This window comes from Streptosporangium sp. NPDC001681 (assembly GCF_040298085.1).
Taxonomy (GTDB): Bacteria; Actinomycetota; Actinomycetes; order Streptosporangiales; family Streptosporangiaceae; genus Streptosporangium.
Genome location: NZ_JBEOZN010000178.1, coordinates 1 through 16,743, shown reverse-complemented (window position 1 = coordinate 16,743; position 16,743 = coordinate 1). Strand labels below are relative to the sequence as shown.

The following is a 16,743-nucleotide window of genomic DNA, read 5'->3' as shown; positions in this document are numbered from 1 at the left end:
CTCCTCAGTCCAGTCCCCGGCGCGGCCTCACGGCCCCGCTCTCCTCAGTCCAGTCCCCGGCGCGGCCTCACGGCCCCGCTCTCCTCAGTCCAGTCCCCGGCGCGGCCTCACGGCCCCGCTCTCCTCAGTCCAGTCGCCGGCGCGGCCTCACGGGAGCCCGTAGGTGAGCGGCCTTGTGAGGTCCGTAGGTGAAGCGGTTCTCGTGGGGCGCGTAGGGGCGCGTCCGCGTGGGAAGGCGGGAGGAAAATGTGAGGGGCTGACAAGTTGAAAGGTGGGGGTCATACCTTTTCATCAAATTACTTGAGAAGCATCGACTTACTGGAATACCCGTCAGTAGCGTGGCTGGTCCATGGTCGGAGTCGCTAGTTCCGAGGTGGTCATGGCTCAACGGACGGCGGGTTGATGACGATCGGCGGGCGGACGAGGGTCACCGGTTACCTGGTCCGCCGGACGACGGGCGTGCTGGACCGGGTCGGCGACATGTCAGTGATCGCCCTTGAGGGCTTCCGCCGCACCTGGGACGTCAGGACCTGGTTCTGGGAGTTCGTCCAGCAGTGCTGGTTCCTGGCCCGCGTCACCAGCCTGCCCGTGCTGCTGGTCTCGCTCCCGCTGGGCGCGACCGTCGCCCTGCAGGTGGGCCAGCTGGCCTGGCAGCTGGGCGCCTCCTCCGCCACCGGCGGCGCGGTGGTCGTCGGCCTGGTCCGCGAGGTCGCCCCGATGGCCTCCGCCCTGCTGATCGCCGGAGCCGGGGGCTCGGCCATGACCTCCGACATCGGCGCCCGCAACATCCGCGACGAGCTGGCCGCCATGGAGGTGATGGCGGTCAACCCGATCCACCGCCTGGTCACCCCCCGGCTCTGGGCGGCGAGTACGGTGGCGGTGCTGCTGGTACCGCTGGTCATCGTGGCCGGAGCGAGTGGCGGCTACTTCTTCAACGTCATCGTCCAGGGCGTCACGCCCGGCGCGTACTTCGACGGCGCGGTCTCGCTGCTGGTCACCAGCGACCTGCTGGTGACGCTGCTCAAAGCCTGGATCTTCGGCTTCATCGCGGCCGTCATGTCGTGCTACTTCGGCATGACCTGCCAGACCAGCCCGGTCGGCGTGGGCCGCGCGGTGAACCAGTCGACGGTCGTCACGTTCATGCTGGTCTTCGCGGTCAACTACGTGATCACCATGATCTACTTTCTCGCCTATCCGCCGAGGGCGATGTGATGGCCGTCGTACCGGAGGTGCGCACCGCGGGGGTTCGCGCGTACGGACTGATCCGCGACGGCGCGGACCGGCTGGCCTCGCTGTCGGACTGGCCGCTCTTCCTGTGGAAGGTCGTCTTCTACTCGGTCAGGGACATCGTCCTGCGGCTGAAGTTCTCCAAGGTCGTCCTGCGCCAGGTCAGCGACGTGGTGGTGGGCGTCGGTGCGACGGTCATCGGCGGCGGCATGGTCTTCGTGGTGTTCACCATGGCCTTCGCGGTCGGTGCCACCGTCGGCCTCCAGGGCTACCAGGGCCTGCAGTCGATCGGAGCCGAGTCCTTCATCGGGCTGGTGGGCAGCTTCGCCAACGTGCGGGAGATCACCCCGATCATCGCGGCGGTCGCGCTCGCGGCCCAGGTCGGCTCGTCCTTCACCGCCGAGCTCGGTGCCATGCGGATCTCCGAGGAGATCGACGCGCTGGAGGTGATGGCCATCAACGCGTTCACCTACCTCATCTGCACCCGCGTGGTGGCCGCGCTGATCGCGCTGATCCCGGTCTACCTGATCGCGCTGTTCGCCAGCTTCTTCGCCACCCGGCTGATGTGCACCGTCCTGTTCGGCATGTCGCCGGGCGTCTACGACTACTACTTCTACCTCGGCCTGCCGATGATCGACATCTTCTACAGCGTGGTCAAGGTGATCGTCTTCGCGTTCGCCGTGGTCAGCATCCACTGCTACTACGGGTTCAACGCCACCGGCGGCCCGGTCGGCGTGGGCATCGCGGCCGGGCGGGCGATCCGGCAGTCGATCGTCACGGTCATCCTCCTCAACCTGCTGCTGTCCTACCTGTTCTGGGGTGGCGGCAGCAGCCTGAAGCTGACGGGGTGAGCCGGATGGCGGCCAGGGGCGAGGTGGCGCTGCCGATCAGGCTGGCGATCTCGATCGTCGTGCTGCTGGTCCTGGTCGTGTCCGTCGCCGCGGTGGTGCGGGGTGCCTCCGAGGTGAGCGGCACCCGGCTGACCGCGGTGTTCACCCGTTCGGGCCAGGGCCTGGACCCCAACTCCCCCGTCAAGATCCGCGGCATCACGGTGGGCGGGGTCGGTTCGGTCACCCTGGACCGGCAGGGCCGGGCCGTGGTCGCCATATACGTGGACCCCGGAGTCAGGGTGCCCCAGAGCGTCACCGCCACGATCGAACCGAGCTCGGTCTTCGGCCCCAAGTTCGTCAACCTCGTCCCCGGCTCCGGCGAGACCTCCGGCCCCTACCTGCTCAGCGGCGCGGTCATCACCAGGACCGAGGCCCCCTCCGACCTGTCGGACTCCCTCACCGACGCGTACGAGGGGCTGAAGGCGATCGACCCGCAGGACGTCACGACCATCGTGCACACCCTGGGCCGGGGCCTGGACGGCAAGGGCCCGCAGCTGCGGGCGATCATCGGCGACGCCGGAAGGGTCATCGAGGTGGCCCACCGGCACCGCGCCGACTTCCAGCGGTTCATCGGCGACGCCGGGGACCTCAGCGCGGCCCTGGCCGACAAGGGCGACGAGCTGGTGGCCATCTCCGCGGACGCCAATGTGATCACTCCCGACCTGCTGAAGCGGGCCGACAAGGTACGCGCCCTGCTCGAGGAACTCGACGACGTCTCCCACCTGACCGCGCACGGCCTGCGCGAGCACCGCCGCGACCTCAAGGCCGCGGTCAACTCCGGGGAACGCGTCGCCTCCCTGCTGTACGCGCAGCTCGGCATCGCCGGAGACGGTGTGCGAGGGCTGAACCGGATGCTCGCCGTACTCAACGACCTGGCCTCGGGACAGGGCCCGAACGGCACCGCCCAGATCAAGATGGAGACCTTCATCTCGACGGACGTGTGCGAGCTCTTCGTCGGCGCGTGCGGCTCCACGAAGGGCGGGTGAGCGCGTGGCCGGATCCGCGGAGCAGGTTCGGCGCCGCTGGACGCTGGGCAAGTTCGTGCTCTTCCTCCTGGTGACGGGCACGCTGATCGTCCTGATCGGCGGCCAGATCGCCAGGGTCGACGTGGGCGACTCCTACAGCCTCGTCGCCACCTTCGACGACGTCTCCGGGCTGCACGAGGGAGACCAGGTGAAGATCGCGGGTGCGCCCGTCGGGCAGGTCGACACGATCGAGGTGGTCGCGGGCCGGGCCGAGGTCACGCTCAGCGTACGGACGGATGTACGGGTTCCCTCCGACAGCTCGGCCGCGATCCGCTGGCGCAACACGATCGGGCAGCGAGTGGTCTATCTGGAGCCGGGCACCGCCGGGGAGATGCTCGGCGACGGCGCCCGCGTGGAGCGGACGAGTTCGGTGGTCGACATCGGCGAGCTCGTGAGCGACCTGGGCCCGCTCACCCGCAGCCTCGACCCCGAGCAGATCAACCAGTTGCTCACCGCGGCGGGCGAGGCGCTGGACGGCAACCAGGAGAACATCCCCGAACTGGTCGACAACCTCGACGACCTGACCGGCACGATCGCCGAACGTAGGAAGGTCATCCAGGGGCTGCTGGAGGACTACGCCACGGTGACCGACGTCGTCGCCCGCAGGGACCGGCAGATAGCCCAGCTGGTCGACAACCTGGTCACGCTGACCGGCGCGTTCGCCCGCAACCGCGAACTGGTCGACGACGCCCTGGTGGAGCTGTCCACCACGGTCAGGGTCAACGACCGGGTGCTCGGCGCGAACTCCCAGGAGTTCGGCCGGGTGGTGGACCACCTGACCCGGCTCACCGGCGGCATCCGGCGCAACATCGGCAGCGTGGAAAGGCTCCTCGGCACGCTCACCCCGCCGCTGCGGCGCTCGTTCCAGGTGACCGGCCAGGGCAACTTCGTCACCGCGTACGTGCCCTGCTTCGCGCTCGGCCCGCTGCCCTGCCCGTACCCGATGAAGAGCCCTCCGCCGCTGCGCGGCTCCTTCAAGCTGTCCGACACCGGTGACCTGCGCCGGGTTCTGGTGGGGTCCTGATGGCGCTCAAGTCGTTTCGCGACCGCAACAGGACCGTCGTCGGCCTGGTGTCGATGACGGTCCTCACCGTCGTGCTGGTCGTCACCTTCCTCATCGGCAACCTGGGGCTGCTGGAGGGGGGATACCCGATGTCGGCGGTGCTGCCCGACTCGGCCGGGCTGCGTTCCGGCAACGACGTCAGGGTGGCGGGGGTGACGGTCGGTAAGGTCACCGAGGTCCGCGCCGACTACTCCCAGGGGCACGTCGTGGTGACCTGGAGGGTGGACGACGGGATCAGACTCGGCCCGCAGACCCGGGCCGAGATCGCCCTGTCCAACCTGCTGGGCGGGCGCTACGTCAGGCTCACCGGGCCGGTCACCCGCCCATACATGGACGAGTTGCCCGAGGAGCAGCGGCGGATCCCCATGTCCCGGACGAGCACCCCCGTGCTGGTCACCGACGCGCTCAAGGACGCCACCCGGCTGGTGCAGCGGCTCGACACCGACTCCGTCGACAGGCTCCTGGCCGAGCTGGCGGAGCTCAAGCCCGCCCGCCAGGGCAGGGTCAGCAAGCTGCTGGACAACGTCGGCGAGCTGTCGGAGATCATCAGCGAGAGCGAGCCTCAGTTGCGGCGGCTGCTGGACAGCGGCAACAAGATCATGGACGTGCTGGAGAAGAAGGACGCGCAGATCGGCCGCCTGATCGACTCGATCGAGATCATGCTCAACGAGCTGCGGCTCCGCCGCGACGAGCTGAAGTCGCTGCTCGGCGACGGCAGCGACCTGGTCAACAGCATCACCACCCTGGTCACCCGGCACGAGAAGGACCTGATCACGGTGCTCGACGACGTGACCGCCATCGGCAACCGCCTCGACTCCACCAGCGGCAGGAACCTCAACTCGGTGCTCGCCTGGGTCGGCCCCACCTTCTCCGGGCTCGCCACGACCGGCGGCCACGGGCCGTGGATAGAAGCCGTCGCCACCGGGCTGGGGCCGATCAACCCCGAGGTGCTGGCTGCCATCCGCAAGGACAGGAACAGCCGTTGACAGCACAGGGACAGCAAGGAGCGAGCCGCCCGCACCGCGCCCGCACCGCGGCGCGGTCCCCGGCGCGCAGGGTGATCGCGGCGCTGCTCGCGGGAGTGCTGCTGGCCTCCACCGGGGGGTGTTCGCTGCTGCCGGGCGGGGCCGGCCCCTACCGGCTGACCGCCTACTTCAGCGCGGCCCCCTCGCTGTACGAGCAGGCGAAGGTCAAGGTGCTGGGCCTGGACGCGGGGACCGTGGAGAAGCTCACGGTCGAGGGCGACAGGGTCCGGGCGGATCTGCTGATCGACGGGGGGATACCGCTGCCCGCCGATGTCAACGCCATCGTGGCCGCGCAGAACACGCTGGGCGAGCGGAACGTGGTGCTCCACCCGCCCTGGACGCCCGGCAAGCCGAAGATCGCACCCGATGCGGTGATCCCGCTGGAGCGGACCGACCTGCCGGTGGAGATCGACGACGCCCTGGAGGCGTTCACCAAGCTCACCGACGCCCTCGACACCGGCAAGATGGGCGATGTGGCCGGCAACCTGGCCGACACCGTCAAAGGCCGGGGCAAGCAGATCAACGGCGCGCTCGCCGACGCCGCCTCGCTGACCCGTGCCCTCGCCGGGCAGGACGAGCAGCTGATCGAGCTGGCCAGGGGCCTCAACCGGATCGCCACCAACCTCAACAGGCGCGAGAAGCAGGTGAAGACCACCATCGACGCCTTCGCCGAGGCCGGCGCCACCCTCGCCGACGAGCGGCAGCGGATGAAACGCTTCATCACCGGCCTGGCGGAGTTCGTGCAGCGCGGTGACGTGCTGATCGAGGCGTACCAGGAGCGGCTGCCCAAGGGGGTGGCCAACCTCGCCGAGCTGGTGCTGACCCTCAAGGTCAACAGCGAGTCGGTGGCCGAAGGCATCGAGGGCAGCAGGAAGTTCCTGGACAACATGATCCTGTCGTGGGACAGGAAGAACCACGTGCTCAAGATCCGTGTGGTGCTCAACGCGCTGACGCGGGTCTGGCTGACCCCGCTCTTCGAGGCCATGGGCCTGGGCAAGGTGCCCTGTCTGCCGGGAGAGCTGAGCAACTGCCCCTGGCAGGGAAGCGGGAAGGGCCGCTGATGGGCACGGGAGTACGGGAGCGGACGGAGACGCCCTCGGGGACACGACCGGGGACACCGGCGGGCGCGGGCCAAAAGATCGCGGGCCGGTGGCGGCGGTGGACCCGCCCGGTCGCCGGGCTGGCCGTGCTCTGGCTGAGCGCGGCGTGCAGCCTGCAGACCCTGGGCGCGCCGACCGGCGAGCTCACCCTGACCGCGACCTTCGACGACGTGCAGAGCCTGGTGGCCGGACACAGCGTTCAGGTGTCCGACGTACGGGTGGGCAGCGTGACCGACATCCGGCTGGAGGGCTACCGGGCGAAGGTCACCATGTCCATCGAGGACGGCAACCAGGTGCCCGAGGGGACGAGCGCCATCGTCGCCAAGACCTCGATCCTCGGCGAGAACTACATCGAGCTGGATCTTCCCGAAGGGCGGGACATGACGACGGGGCCGTTCATGCGAAGCGGCTCGACCATCGCCGTGACCTCCGTCAAACCCGACATCGAGCAGGTCACCGAGCGGGCCGGGCCGCTCATCGACGCGCTCGGCGCCCAGGACGTGAACGCCGTCCTGGACGCGGCGGCGACCGGGATCGGCGGCAAGGGCAAGGACCTCAACCGGCTCCTGCGACAGACCACCGAGGTCACCACCGCCTACGCGGAGTCCCGCGAGGACCTGGCCCGTACCATCGACGGCCTGGCCAGGCTCGGCGACGAACTCGCCAAGGGCACCGCGGAGCTGGACCGGCTGCCCGGCACGCTCGCCGACGCCACCGCCCGCCTGAACCACGGCCGCAGGCACATCAAGAAGACCCTCAGGGAGCTCACCGCGCTGGCCCGTGAGGTCAACGACACGATCTATCCCAGGCACGAGGCCCGGCTGCGCACCCTGCTGCGCGAGCTCGACGCGGTCTCCACCTCGGCGGTACGCGGCAAGGAGGACCTGAAGGTGCTGGTGAGCCGGGTGCAGAGCTTCCTCGACCAGCCACCACTCGTGGTGAACGGCCAGTTGCTGATCTCCGTGTGGCTCAAGGGGCTGCTGCTGCCCGAGCCGAAGAAGAGCGACAGGCCCCGCCTGCCCAACTCGGTGGACGACTTCCGCCTGCTGCTGGGGCCGCCGCGATGAGGAACCGCATCTGGATCAACCTCGGCTTCTTCGCGGCGCTCGGCGTCGTGATGACCGTGTGGGCGTTCACCACCATCATCAAGCTGGACCTCGTCGAGCGGCCGTACCGGATCAACGCCGAGTTCCTCTCCTCCCCCGGCCTGGTGGAGGGCTTCGACGTGGCCTACCTCGGCGTGCGGATCGGCCGGATCAGCGGCGTGGAGCTGGCACCCGGCAAGATCGTTGTCGCGCTGAGCATCGATCGCGGGGTGCGTCTGCCCCGGGACGTCACCGCCGAGGTGCGCCGCAAGTCCGCCATCGGCGAGCCGTACGTGGAGATCTCCCCGCCCAGGAGCGGAACCGGCGGTGAGGGCGCCACCCTGGCCGCGGGCGCCACCATCCCGCTGGCCGGCACCTCGGTACCGCTCGACTACCGGAAGCTGTTCGACGGTGTCGGCAAGCTGCTCGACGCGGTGCCGGCCGAGGACGCCCGGACCATCGTGGGGGAGCTGGCGACCGGCCTGGACGGGCGGACGACCTCGATCCGGGAGATCGTCGACAACGCGCACGACCTCACCGCGACCCTCGCCGAGAACACCGACGTGCTGGACGAGTTGTCGGTGCAGCTCACCCGGCTCACCGGGACCCTGGCGGACAGGCGCGAGAAACTGTCCGAGGGGGTGGACGACCTGGCCGCGGTGACCCGGGCGATCCGCGAGTCCCGCAGGCAGCTGAACGCCGCCCTCGACCACGGGCCGAGCTTCTTCCGGCAGGTCGACACCCTGCTCACCACCGCACGCCCCGGCCTGTCCTGCCTGCTGACCGCCGGAGGCGTCAAGCCCGGCAAGGTGTTCGGCGGCCGTACTCCCGACAACGTCAACCACCTGCTCCGCAACGTACCCACCGCTCAGGCGCTGATCGCCGACGTGAGCGACAGGCAGGCCGACGGCCTGTACGGCAGGACCGCCTTCATCTTCAGCGTCCCCGGCGGCCCCAAGGCCGCGCGGGAGTATCGCAATCCGCTGGCTCCCCCGACGGTCCCCAAGCTCCGCACCTGCCCGAAGGGACCCGCGAGCAAGGTGGCGGTCGGAAAGGACGAGGAGGCTCCCGGCGACGAGAACGCCGGCGAAGACCCCGACGACGAGTCCGCGGACGGAGCGACCGCCGAACCCGGCGACGCGACACCGGCGCCTGCAGAGAGCCGGGAGCCGGTACCGGCCGCGGACACCGGCCGGACCTCGGAGTCCTCCCAGGACATGACCCCCCTCATCGTTGCGATCTTCGCCGCGGTCGCCGTCTCCGGCGGTGTGCTCGGCTGGATCGCCGTCGGCCGAGCCTCCCGCCGCCGTGAACAGGAGTAAGCCCTTGACCCCCACCCCCCGCACGTCGGAACAGCACCGGCGCGACCCCGCCGAGGACGCCCCGCCCCCGGCTCCGGACCAGGATCAGGGTCAGGATCAGGAGGCCGGTAGGGAATCTGAGGCCGGGCCGCCCGCCGGGGCGAGCACGGAGACCGAGCGGGAGCACAGGGCCGCGGGTAGCGGGAAGAGCGGATTCAGCACCTGGCGGGGCAGGCTGGCCGGTGCCGTCGCGGCCATGCTGTTCGCGGCGACCGCGACCACCGCGGTGCTCCAGTGGACGGCCGCCGACCGGCTGGCGCAGGAGAAGGCCGACCGCGCAGCGGTGTCCACCCGGGCGGGCGAGTTCGCCGTGGCCCTGCAGACCTACGACCACACCGACCTGCAGGCCTACCGCGACCGGGTCTTCGCCATCTCCGGCGAGGACTTCGAGAAGACCTACAACGAGGCGTTCAGCCCGCTCGAAGGCGTGATCACCACGATGCGGGCGAGCTCTTCGGCCTCGATCCGCGGCGTCTACGTCTCAGCGGTCGGCGAGGGCAGGGCGAAGGCGATCACGGTGGTCGACTCCCAGGTCACGAGCACGGCGGGGACCCGGCGCATGCTCGGCACGTACATGGAGCTGAGCCTGATCAAGACGGGAGGCCGGTGGAAGGTGAACGCGGCCACGGTCATGGGCGCCGCCGAGGAACTGGTCACCGACCCGAACGGCGAGACCGTCGAGCCGTCCCCGACATCATCCCCGGCACCGTCGCCGACCAAGAAGGGCAAATGACGACGGAGAGGTAACCCCCTCCGGGCGCGCTGACACCGCCTACCACGAGTGATCGGTGCCTTCTGAGGTAGGTTCTGATCCATGACCCTGCAGCAGGCCTCGCCCGGCGAACGGAGTGGTCGGTCGGGAGGCGGACCCGCCGAAGTCACCGGAGCCACCGGCGCGGGGCACGAGAGTGGTGAGCGACCGGTGAACGACGAGACGCCTCGCTGGCTGTCGCCGGTCGAGCAGCGGGCGTGGCGTGCCCACCTCGCCGCGCACAAACTTCTCGAACACCGCCTCGACCGCGAACTCCAGTCCTTCGGGCTCTCGGTGAACGACTACGAGATCCTGGTGAACCTGTCGGAGACCTCCGGTCACCGCATGCGGATGAGCGACCTGGCGGACGCCACGATCCAGTCCCGCAGCCGGCTGTCGCACCAGATCTCCCGGATGGAGAAGGCCGGCCTGGTCGCCAGGGAGACCTGCGCCGACGACCGGCGCGGCACCTTCGCCGTCCTCACCGCGCACGGCTGGGACACCATCAACAGGGTCGCGCCGCACCACGTGGCCGGCGTGCGCCGGCACTTCATCGACCTGCTCACCGACGATCAGCTGATCGAGCTGGAAATCGCCTACGCTCCGGTGGTGGAGCACCTCAAAAACATTCGCTGACGCGAAACCGATACCGCCCGTACTCCCTTAGTAGACCGCGCTGTCGTTACGATCCGCCCATGTCTGCTCGCCGGATCTTCATCGCCGCGGTGCTCACCGTGTGCTCCCTGGTCACCGCCTGCAGCGGCGGCGACGCCTCCGACGCCACGGCAGCCCTTCCCAGCGGAGCCGAACTGGTCAAGAAGTCCGCGGAGGCGACACGTGCCGTGAAGTCGGCGACCTTCTCCATGGAGACCGAGGGCGCTCCCGCGGTGCCGGTCAAGAAGGCCTCCGGCCGCCTCAGCGGAACCGGCGACGCGGACGGCACCATCCAGATCGACGTGGCGGGCAGTCTTCAGGAGATCAGCTTCGTGCTGATCGGGGAGACCGTCCACTTCAAAGGGGTGACCGGAGGCTTCCAGAAGATGTCGCGGAGCCAGCTGGCGGCGATCTACGACCCGTCCGCCATCCTCAACCCGGAGAAGGGCGTCGTACAGCTGCTGAGCAACGCGCTGGACCCGAAGACCCAGGCGGCCGAGAAGGTGAACGGCGTCGACTCCTACCGGGTCTCGGCGACGCTCTCCCAGCAGGTGCTCGCCACGATGGTGCCCGGCCTCGCGCAGAGCGTCGACGGCACGCTCTGGATCGACAAGGCCACCAGCCGCCTGCTCAAGGCGGATCTGCCACTGACCGGCGGCAAGGTGATCGTGGTCTTCAGCGACTACGACGTGCCGGTCCAGGTCACCGCTCCGGCCCAGTGATGGTGACCCGCGCCGTCCCGGAGGACGGCGGCCGGCTGGCCCGGCGACGGGCCGCTCTCGGCGTCGGCGGCACCGCGGTGCTGCTGGCGGCGCTGGACGCGTACGTCGTGGTCACGGTCCTCATCGACATCGCCAAGGACGTCGACGTCCCGCTCAACCACATGGAGCGGGCCACCCCGATCGTCACCGGCTTCCTGCTCGGCTACATCGCGGCCATGCCGCTGCTCGGCCAGCTCTCCGACCGGTACGGCAGGCGCCCGCTCATCCAGCTCTGCCTGGCGGGCTTCGCGGCGGGCTCGGTGATCACCGCGCTGGGTGAGACGGTGCCCTGGCTGGTCGCCGGACGGGCCCTGCAGGGGGTCGCGGGCGGCGCGCTGCTGCCCATCACCATGGCTCTGATCGGGGATCTGTGGGATGAGGACGAGCGTCCGGTGGCGCTCGGCGCCGTGGGGTCGGCCCAGGAACTCGGCAGCGTGCTGGGCCCCCTGTACGGCGCGGCCCTCGCCGCCCTGGTCCCGTCCCCCCTCCAGCTCGGCGGCGTGCAACTCGGCGGCTGGCGGTCGATCTTCTGGCTGAACATCCCGCTGGTGGCCCTGGCCGCGGTCGCCGTACAGCGGTCGGTGCCGCCACCCGGCCGTGACCGGACCGGCACCGGCGACGGCCGCGTCGACGTGGTCGGCGGGCTGCTGCTGGCGCTCGCGCTCGGCCTGCTCGTGGCCGGTCTCTACAACCCCGATCCGAGCGGGGCGGTCCTCCCGCCGTGGGGCCTGCCGACGATCGTCGGCGGGGTCGTGTCCGGCGCCGTGTTCGTCGTGTGGGAGATGCGCGCCAGAACCCGGTTGATCGACATGGCGGGGGTGCTGCGCGGCCCGTTCTTCGCCACGCTCGGGGTGAGCTTCCTGACCGGCGCCGCGCTGCTGGTCACCCTGGTCGACGTGCAGTTGTCGGCCCAGACCCTGCTGCGCCTGGACACCCTGGACGGCGCCCTGGTGCTGTCGCGCTTCCTGGTCGCGCTCTCCGTGGCCGCTCTGGTGGGCGGCCTGGCGTCCCGCCGGTACGGTGAGCGCGTGGTGACGGTGATCGGGCTGGCGCTGGCAGGCGTCGGCTATGTGCGCATCGGCCAGTGGCCACTGGACCTCGCCTCGGCCGGGTACCGGATGGACGCCGATCTGATCGTCGCCGGTCTCGGTCTGGGGCTGGTGATCGCACCGGTCTCCTCCGCGGTGCTGCGTGCCGTCCCCGCCGTCCAGCACGGGGTGGCCTCGGCGGCGGTGGTCGTGGCCCGGATGATGGGCATGCTGCTCGGCGTCGCCGCACTGTCCGCCTGGGGCTTCCACCGCTTCCAGTCCCTCACCGCGGACCTGGACACCCCGCTGCCCTTCGGCGTGGACCCGGCCGTGTACGCCACCCGGCTGGCCGAGTACGAGGAGAAGGTCAGGGCGGCGCTGCACACCGAGTACAGCGAGATCTTCCTGATCACCGCCGCCCTGTGCGGGGTGGGCGTGCTGGTCGCGCTGCTGCTGCCGAGCGGGTCCGGGTCGTCTGACCCGATCTGACCCGGGCGGTGGCTTCACCCACGCCGTGCCCGGCCCGCTGTGAAGGACCCTGGTCTCGGCCGCCACCCCCGTCTCCGAGTACACTCTGGCCCCGCCACGGGTGACATGCGGCGCGCCCTGCCCGGCACCGGGAGAGGGCGGCACCCCGCGACGGTACGCCACGGGGGTTCGTCATCGGGTGAACGTACCGACGACCATTGGGGTGACGTGATGCTTGTGGGGGCCACACGGCCGGACCTGGCCGGGCTGGGCGAGGGGTTCGACGCGTTCTGGCATGAGCGGCACCTGTGCACGCTGACCACCGTCCGGTCCGACGGGACGCCGCACGTGGTGCCCGTCGGGGTGACGCTCGACGTCGGCACGGCGATCGCCCGGGTCATCACCTCGCGCGGGTCGTACAAGGGCCGGCTGGTGGCCGCCGCGGGTCCGGCGGGCGCGCCGGCCGCCGTCTGCCAGGTCGACGGGCGGCGCTGGTCCACCCTAGAGGGGCGTGCGGTGCTCCGGGACACCCCCGAGGAGGTCGCCGACGCCGAGCGCCGGTACGCGCTGCGCTACCGCGCCCCCCGGGTGAACCCCGACCGTGTCGTGATCGAGATCCAGGTGACCCGGGTGCTCGGCAATGTCTGACCCGGGACACGTCCCGCTCCCCCGCGTCCCCGGGCTGCCGGACGAGGCGTTCGAGCACGACGGGCAGCTGACCAAGCGCGAGGTGCGGGCGGTCACCATGTCCCGCCTCGCGCCCGTCCCCGGCGAGCTGCTGTGGGACGTCGGCGCGGGTGCGGGGAGCATCGCGATCGAGTGGATGCGCTGCCATCCCGCGTGCCGGGCCGTCGCGGTGGAGAGCCGCCGGGACCGGGCGGAGCGGGCCGCGCGCAACGCGGCCGCGCTGGGGGTGCCCGAGCTGGAGGTCGTCGTCGGCGCGGCCCCCGGCGCGCTCGCCGGACTGGCCGTGCCCGACGCCGTCTTCGTCGGCGGCGGCGCGACGGTTCCCGGCGTGCTGAGCACCTGCTGGGCGGCGCTCAGGCCGGGCGGCAGGCTGGTGGTCAACGCGGTGACCCTGGAGTCCGAGGCGGTCGTGGCCGACTGGTACGGCAGGCACGGCGGAGACCTGGTGCGCCTCGCGGTCGGCCGCGCCGCCCCGGTCGGCGGCTTCACCGGCTGGCGGACGATGATGCCGGTGACCGTCTGGTCATCGGTCAAGGAGGAGGAGTCTTGACGGCCAGGGTGTGTTTCGTCGGAGCGGGCCCCGGAGCCGCCGACCTCGTCACGGTGCGCGGCCTGCGGGTGATCGCCTCGTCCCCGGTGTGCCTGTACGCCGGGTCGCTGGTGCCGCGCGAGCTGCTGGACGACTGCCCGCCCGGGGCACGGCTGGTGGACACCGCCGGGCTCACCCTCGATGAGATCGTCGCCGAGATGGCCGGCGCGCACGCGGCCGGGCTGGACGTCGCCCGGCTGCACTCGGGCGACCCCTCCGTCTTCAGCGCGATGGCCGAGCAGATGCGGCGGCTGGACGCGCTCGGCATCCCGTACGACGTGGTGCCGGGCGTCCCGGCCTTCGCCGCCGCGGCGGCCTCGCTGAAGCGGGAGCTCACCGTGCCGGGAGTCGGGCAGTCCATCATCCTCACCCGTACGTCCGCGCGTGCCACGCCGATGCCGGAGGGCGAGGACCTGGCCACGCTCGGCGCGAGCCGGGCGACCATGGTGCTGCACCTGGCCGTGCAGCGGATCGAGGCGGTCGTCACGGAACTGCTCCCCGCCTACGGCGCCGACTGCCCGGTCGCGGTGGTGGCCCGGGCGAGCAGGGACGACGAGGTGATCCTGCGGGGCACCCTGGCCGACATCGCCGAGCGGGTCAGGGCCGCCGGGGTGCTGCGGACGGCGGTGATCGTGGTCGGGCGGGTGCTGACGGCCTCGGCGTTCCCCGACAGCCACCTCTACTCTGCGGACAGGTGCCGGGATCGACCGGCGGGAGCGAGATGAGACGCCTGCTGATCCTGGGAGGGACCGCGGAGGCCAGGGCACTGGCCGCCCGGCTGGACGGGCGGGCGGACCTGCACGTGGTGTCCTCGCTGGCGGGACGGGTCGCCAACCCCAGGCTCCCGGCCGGCGAGGTGCGCGAGGGTGGATTCGGCGGCCCCGAGGGGCTCGCCGACTGGCTGCGGGAGCACGCGATCGACCTGGTCGTCGACGCCACCCACCCGTTCGCCCGGCGGATGACCGCCTCGGCCGTCGCGGCCTCCGCCGGCACCGGGGTGCCGCTGCTGGTGCTGCGCCGTCCCGGCTGGCGCCAGGGTCCGGACGACGACTGGCGCTGGGTGCCCACGCTTGAGGCCGCCGCCCACCTGCTGCCCGAGCTGGGGAGGCGGGTCTTCCTCACCACCGGCCGCCGCAGCCTGGCCGCGTTCACCGGCCTTGACCTGTGGTTCCTGGCCAGGTCCGTCGATCCGCCCACCCCGCCGCTGCCCGGCCGGACGGTGGTCGTGCTCTCCCGGGGGCCGTACACCCTGCGCGGAGAGCTGGAGCTGATGCGCGAGCACCGCGTCGAGGTGCTGGTGACCAAGGACAGCGGCGGCGAGATGACCACCGCCAAGCTGGCCGCCGCGCGGGAGCTGGGGATTCCGGTGGTCATCGTACGGCGGCCGCCGCTCCCCGGCGGTGTCCCGCTGGTGGACACCGCCGAGGCCGCCGCGGCCTGGGTGGAGGCTCAGGCCGGATAGCGGCGCGGGGTGTAGACGACGGGCCGTCCGCCACGTTCGGTGAGCCGGGTGGTGGACGAGCCCACGATCAGCAGGCAGCGCATGTCGATCTCGGCGGGGTCGAGGTCGGCCAGCTCCACGACGCGCACGCTCTCCGCCGGGCCGCCGACATCCCGCCCGATGACGACGGGCGTGTGCGGGGAACGGTGTTCGAGCAGCAGGTCGCGCATGGCGGCCACCTGCCAGGTCCGGCTCCGCGAGGCCGGATTGTAGATCGCCAGCACCAGGTCGGCCCGCGCCGCGGCGGTGATCCGGTCCGCGATGACCTCCCACGGTTTGAGCAGGTCGGACAGCGACAGCACGCAGAAGTCGTGGCCCAGCGGAGCCCCGGCGCGACTGGCCACCGCCTGGGCGGCGGTCAGGCCGGGCAGCACGCGTACCTCGACGTCGGCGAACCTCGGCTCGGACGCGACCTCGAGCACCGCGCCGGCCATGGCGAACACCCCCGGATCGCCCGAGGAGACCACGGCCACCCGTGATCCGGCGGCGGCCAGCTCCAGCGCGTGCGCGGCGCGCTCGGCCTCGACCCGGTTGTCCGTGGGGTGGCGGCGCTGGCGCGGGTTGGGCGGCACCCGGTCGAGGTAGGGGCCGTAGCCGATCAGTTCGTCGGCCCGGGCGAGGGCGTCCTGCACCTCGGGGGTCAGCCACGGCCGCCCCGCGGGGCCGAGCCCCACCACGACGACCTCGCCGCGCCGCTCGTCTCCGGCCTGCTCCTCGCGGTCGGCCACGGCCTTCGCGGAGAACGGCGTGAGCGGGCTGGGCAGCAGCGCGAGGGAGAAGTAGGGGACCGACTCGGGGTCGACGTCCGCCAGCGGCTCGATGCGCTGTTTACCGGTGGTGGCCCGCTCGACGTACCAGGCGTCGTCGAGGCGACCGGCCTCGGCGAAGGCGGCGCGGACCTTCTCGAAGGTCCTGCCGAGTTTCAGCACCGCGGCCGAGTCGGCGGCGGCCAGCCGCTCGGCCAGCACGTCCGCCGGGAGCGTGCCGGGCAGCACGGTCAGCGTCTCGTCCCGCTCGACCAGCGGGCGGCCGAGCACCGCGGCGGCCCCGCTGATCGAGGTCACCCCCGGCACCACCTCGGTCGGGTACCGGTGCGCGAGCCGCTTGTGCATGTGCATGTAGGAGCCGTAGAAGAGCGGGTCGCCCTCGCAGAGCACCACCACGTCGCGCCCGGCGTCCAGGTGCGCGGCCAGCCGCACGGCACAGTCGGCGTAGAAGTCGTCGAGCGCGCCCTGGTATCCGCCGGGGTGGTCGGTGGCCTCGGTGGTCACCGGATAGATCAGCGCCTCCTCGACCTGGTCTCCCCGCAGGTAGGGCAGGGCCACCGACCTGGCGATGCTCCGCCCGTGCCGGGCGCTGTGGTAGGCGATCACGTCGGCCGCGCCGAGCAGCCTGGCCGCCTTCACCGTCACCAGCTCCGGGTCTCCCGGCCCCAGCCCGACCCCGTACAGGCACCCGAGATCCCCGCTCAACCCGCTCACTCCTCCTCACCCGCGATCGCGTTGACGGCAACCGCCGCCACCGCGAG

General features: G+C 71.4%; 16 protein-coding genes and 1 pseudogene. 16 read left to right on the top strand and 1 reads right to left on the bottom strand.

Annotation, left to right across the window (positions count from 1 at the left end):
- Positions 1 to 402 precede the first annotated feature (402 nt).
- From ABT130_RS43420 to ABT130_RS43345, 16 genes and pseudogenes are all read left to right on the top strand, one after another.
- A complete protein-coding gene (locus tag ABT130_RS43420; protein WP_350965726.1) occupies positions 403 to 1,212 on the top strand; it encodes an MlaE family ABC transporter permease in 810 nt (269 codons plus the stop codon).
- The gene (locus ABT130_RS43415) at positions 1,212 to 2,078 is read left to right on the top strand and encodes an ABC transporter permease (protein ID WP_350965724.1); all 867 of its coding nucleotides are present in this window, start codon (positions 1,212 to 1,214) and stop codon (positions 2,076 to 2,078) included. The genes ABT130_RS43420 and ABT130_RS43415 overlap by 1 nt, the downstream gene beginning before the upstream one ends.
- Positions 2,079 to 2,083: 5 nt before the next feature.
- On the top strand, positions 2,084 to 3,103 hold the full coding sequence (locus ABT130_RS43410) for an MCE family protein (protein WP_350965730.1): 1,020 nt from the start codon (positions 2,084 to 2,086) through the stop codon (positions 3,101 to 3,103).
- Between the two features lie 4 nt (positions 3,104 to 3,107).
- Entirely contained in the window at positions 3,108 to 4,166 is a 1,059-nt protein-coding gene (locus ABT130_RS43405) for an MCE family protein (protein ID WP_350922558.1), read from the top strand.
- Complete coding sequence (locus tag ABT130_RS43400) at positions 4,166 to 5,191, top strand: MlaD family protein (protein WP_350965722.1); 1,026 nt, start codon at positions 4,166 to 4,168, stop codon at positions 5,189 to 5,191. Before ABT130_RS43405 ends, ABT130_RS43400 begins: the two co-directional genes overlap by 1 nt.
- Complete coding sequence (locus ABT130_RS43395; RefSeq protein ID WP_350965720.1) at positions 5,188 to 6,291, top strand: MCE family protein; 1,104 nt, start codon at positions 5,188 to 5,190, stop codon at positions 6,289 to 6,291. The genes ABT130_RS43400 and ABT130_RS43395 overlap by 4 nt, the downstream gene beginning before the upstream one ends.
- Complete coding sequence (locus tag ABT130_RS43390; RefSeq protein WP_350965718.1) at positions 6,291 to 7,397, top strand: MCE family protein; 1,107 nt, start codon at positions 6,291 to 6,293, stop codon at positions 7,395 to 7,397. The genes ABT130_RS43395 and ABT130_RS43390 overlap by 1 nt, the downstream gene beginning before the upstream one ends.
- Positions 7,394 to 8,737, top strand: coding sequence for an MlaD family protein (locus ABT130_RS43385; protein ID WP_350965716.1), 1,344 nt, complete (start codon positions 7,394 to 7,396; stop codon positions 8,735 to 8,737). The genes ABT130_RS43390 and ABT130_RS43385 overlap by 4 nt, the downstream gene beginning before the upstream one ends.
- Before the next feature lie 4 nt (positions 8,738 to 8,741).
- Positions 8,742 to 9,509, top strand: a complete 768-nt coding sequence (locus ABT130_RS43380; protein ID WP_350965714.1) for a hypothetical protein — start codon at positions 8,742 to 8,744, stop codon at positions 9,507 to 9,509.
- An 81-nt stretch (positions 9,510 to 9,590) separates the two neighbouring features.
- Positions 9,591 to 10,163: a MarR family winged helix-turn-helix transcriptional regulator gene (locus tag ABT130_RS43375; RefSeq protein ID WP_451935414.1), complete on the top strand. Its 573-nt coding sequence runs from the start codon at positions 9,591 to 9,593 to the stop codon at positions 10,161 to 10,163.
- A 59-nt stretch (positions 10,164 to 10,222) separates the two neighbouring features.
- On the top strand, positions 10,223 to 10,903 hold the full coding sequence (locus ABT130_RS43370) for an LppX_LprAFG lipoprotein (protein WP_350922572.1): 681 nt from the start codon (positions 10,223 to 10,225) through the stop codon (positions 10,901 to 10,903).
- The gene (locus tag ABT130_RS43365) at positions 10,903 to 12,459 is read left to right on the top strand and encodes an MFS transporter (RefSeq protein ID WP_350965712.1); all 1,557 of its coding nucleotides are present in this window, start codon (positions 10,903 to 10,905) and stop codon (positions 12,457 to 12,459) included. The genes ABT130_RS43370 and ABT130_RS43365 overlap by 1 nt, the downstream gene beginning before the upstream one ends.
- A gap of 210 nt (positions 12,460 to 12,669) precedes the next feature.
- Positions 12,670 to 13,086 carry a pyridoxamine 5'-phosphate oxidase family protein gene (locus ABT130_RS43360; RefSeq protein WP_350922577.1) on the top strand — a complete coding sequence of 139 codons (417 nt, stop codon included), beginning with the start codon at positions 12,670 to 12,672 and terminating at the stop codon, positions 13,084 to 13,086.
- Positions 13,085 to 13,675, top strand: a pseudogene (cbiT, locus tag ABT130_RS43355) (precorrin-6Y C5,15-methyltransferase (decarboxylating) subunit CbiT); the annotation flags it as partial. The gene ABT130_RS43360 and the pseudogene cbiT, both read left to right, overlap by 2 nt.
- Complete coding sequence (gene cobM, locus ABT130_RS43350) at positions 13,672 to 14,439, top strand: precorrin-4 C(11)-methyltransferase (RefSeq protein ID WP_350965710.1); 768 nt, start codon at positions 13,672 to 13,674, stop codon at positions 14,437 to 14,439. The pseudogene cbiT and the gene cobM, both read left to right, overlap by 4 nt.
- Positions 14,436 to 15,176, top strand: coding sequence for a cobalt-precorrin-6A reductase (locus ABT130_RS43345; protein ID WP_350965708.1), 741 nt, complete (start codon positions 14,436 to 14,438; stop codon positions 15,174 to 15,176). Before cobM ends, ABT130_RS43345 begins: the two co-directional genes overlap by 4 nt.
- Here the strand turns inward: ABT130_RS43345 and ABT130_RS43340 are convergent.
- Complete coding sequence (locus tag ABT130_RS43340) at positions 15,164 to 16,687, bottom strand: precorrin-2 C(20)-methyltransferase (RefSeq protein ID WP_350965706.1); 1,524 nt, start codon at positions 16,685 to 16,687, stop codon at positions 15,164 to 15,166. The genes ABT130_RS43345 and ABT130_RS43340 overlap by 13 nt on opposite strands.
- Positions 16,688 to 16,743: the final 56 nt, after the last annotated feature.

Excerpts from the sequence above, each read along its gene's own strand:
- ABT130_RS43420 (WP_350965726.1), top strand. The coding sequence starts at position 403 with ATGACGATCGGCGGGCGGACGAGGGTCACCGGTTACCTGGTCCGCCGG.
- ABT130_RS43360 (WP_350922577.1), top strand. The coding sequence starts at position 12,670 with ATGCTTGTGGGGGCCACACGGCCGGACCTGGCCGGGCTGGGCGAGGGG.
- ABT130_RS43400 (WP_350965722.1), top strand. The coding sequence starts at position 4,166 with ATGGCGCTCAAGTCGTTTCGCGACCGCAACAGGACCGTCGTCGGCCTG.
- ABT130_RS43410 (WP_350965730.1), top strand. The coding sequence starts at position 2,084 with ATGGCGGCCAGGGGCGAGGTGGCGCTGCCGATCAGGCTGGCGATCTCG.
- ABT130_RS43390 (WP_350965718.1), top strand. The coding sequence starts at position 6,291 with ATGGGCACGGGAGTACGGGAGCGGACGGAGACGCCCTCGGGGACACGA.
- ABT130_RS43415 (WP_350965724.1), top strand. The coding sequence starts at position 1,212 with ATGGCCGTCGTACCGGAGGTGCGCACCGCGGGGGTTCGCGCGTACGGA.
- ABT130_RS43365 (WP_350965712.1), top strand. The coding sequence starts at position 10,903 with ATGGTGACCCGCGCCGTCCCGGAGGACGGCGGCCGGCTGGCCCGGCGA.
- ABT130_RS43370 (WP_350922572.1), top strand. The coding sequence starts at position 10,223 with ATGTCTGCTCGCCGGATCTTCATCGCCGCGGTGCTCACCGTGTGCTCC.
- ABT130_RS43345 (WP_350965708.1), top strand. The coding sequence starts at position 14,436 with ATGAGACGCCTGCTGATCCTGGGAGGGACCGCGGAGGCCAGGGCACTG.
- ABT130_RS43385 (WP_350965716.1), top strand. The coding sequence starts at position 7,394 with ATGAGGAACCGCATCTGGATCAACCTCGGCTTCTTCGCGGCGCTCGGC.
- ABT130_RS43375 (WP_451935414.1), top strand. The coding sequence starts at position 9,591 with ATGACCCTGCAGCAGGCCTCGCCCGGCGAACGGAGTGGTCGGTCGGGA.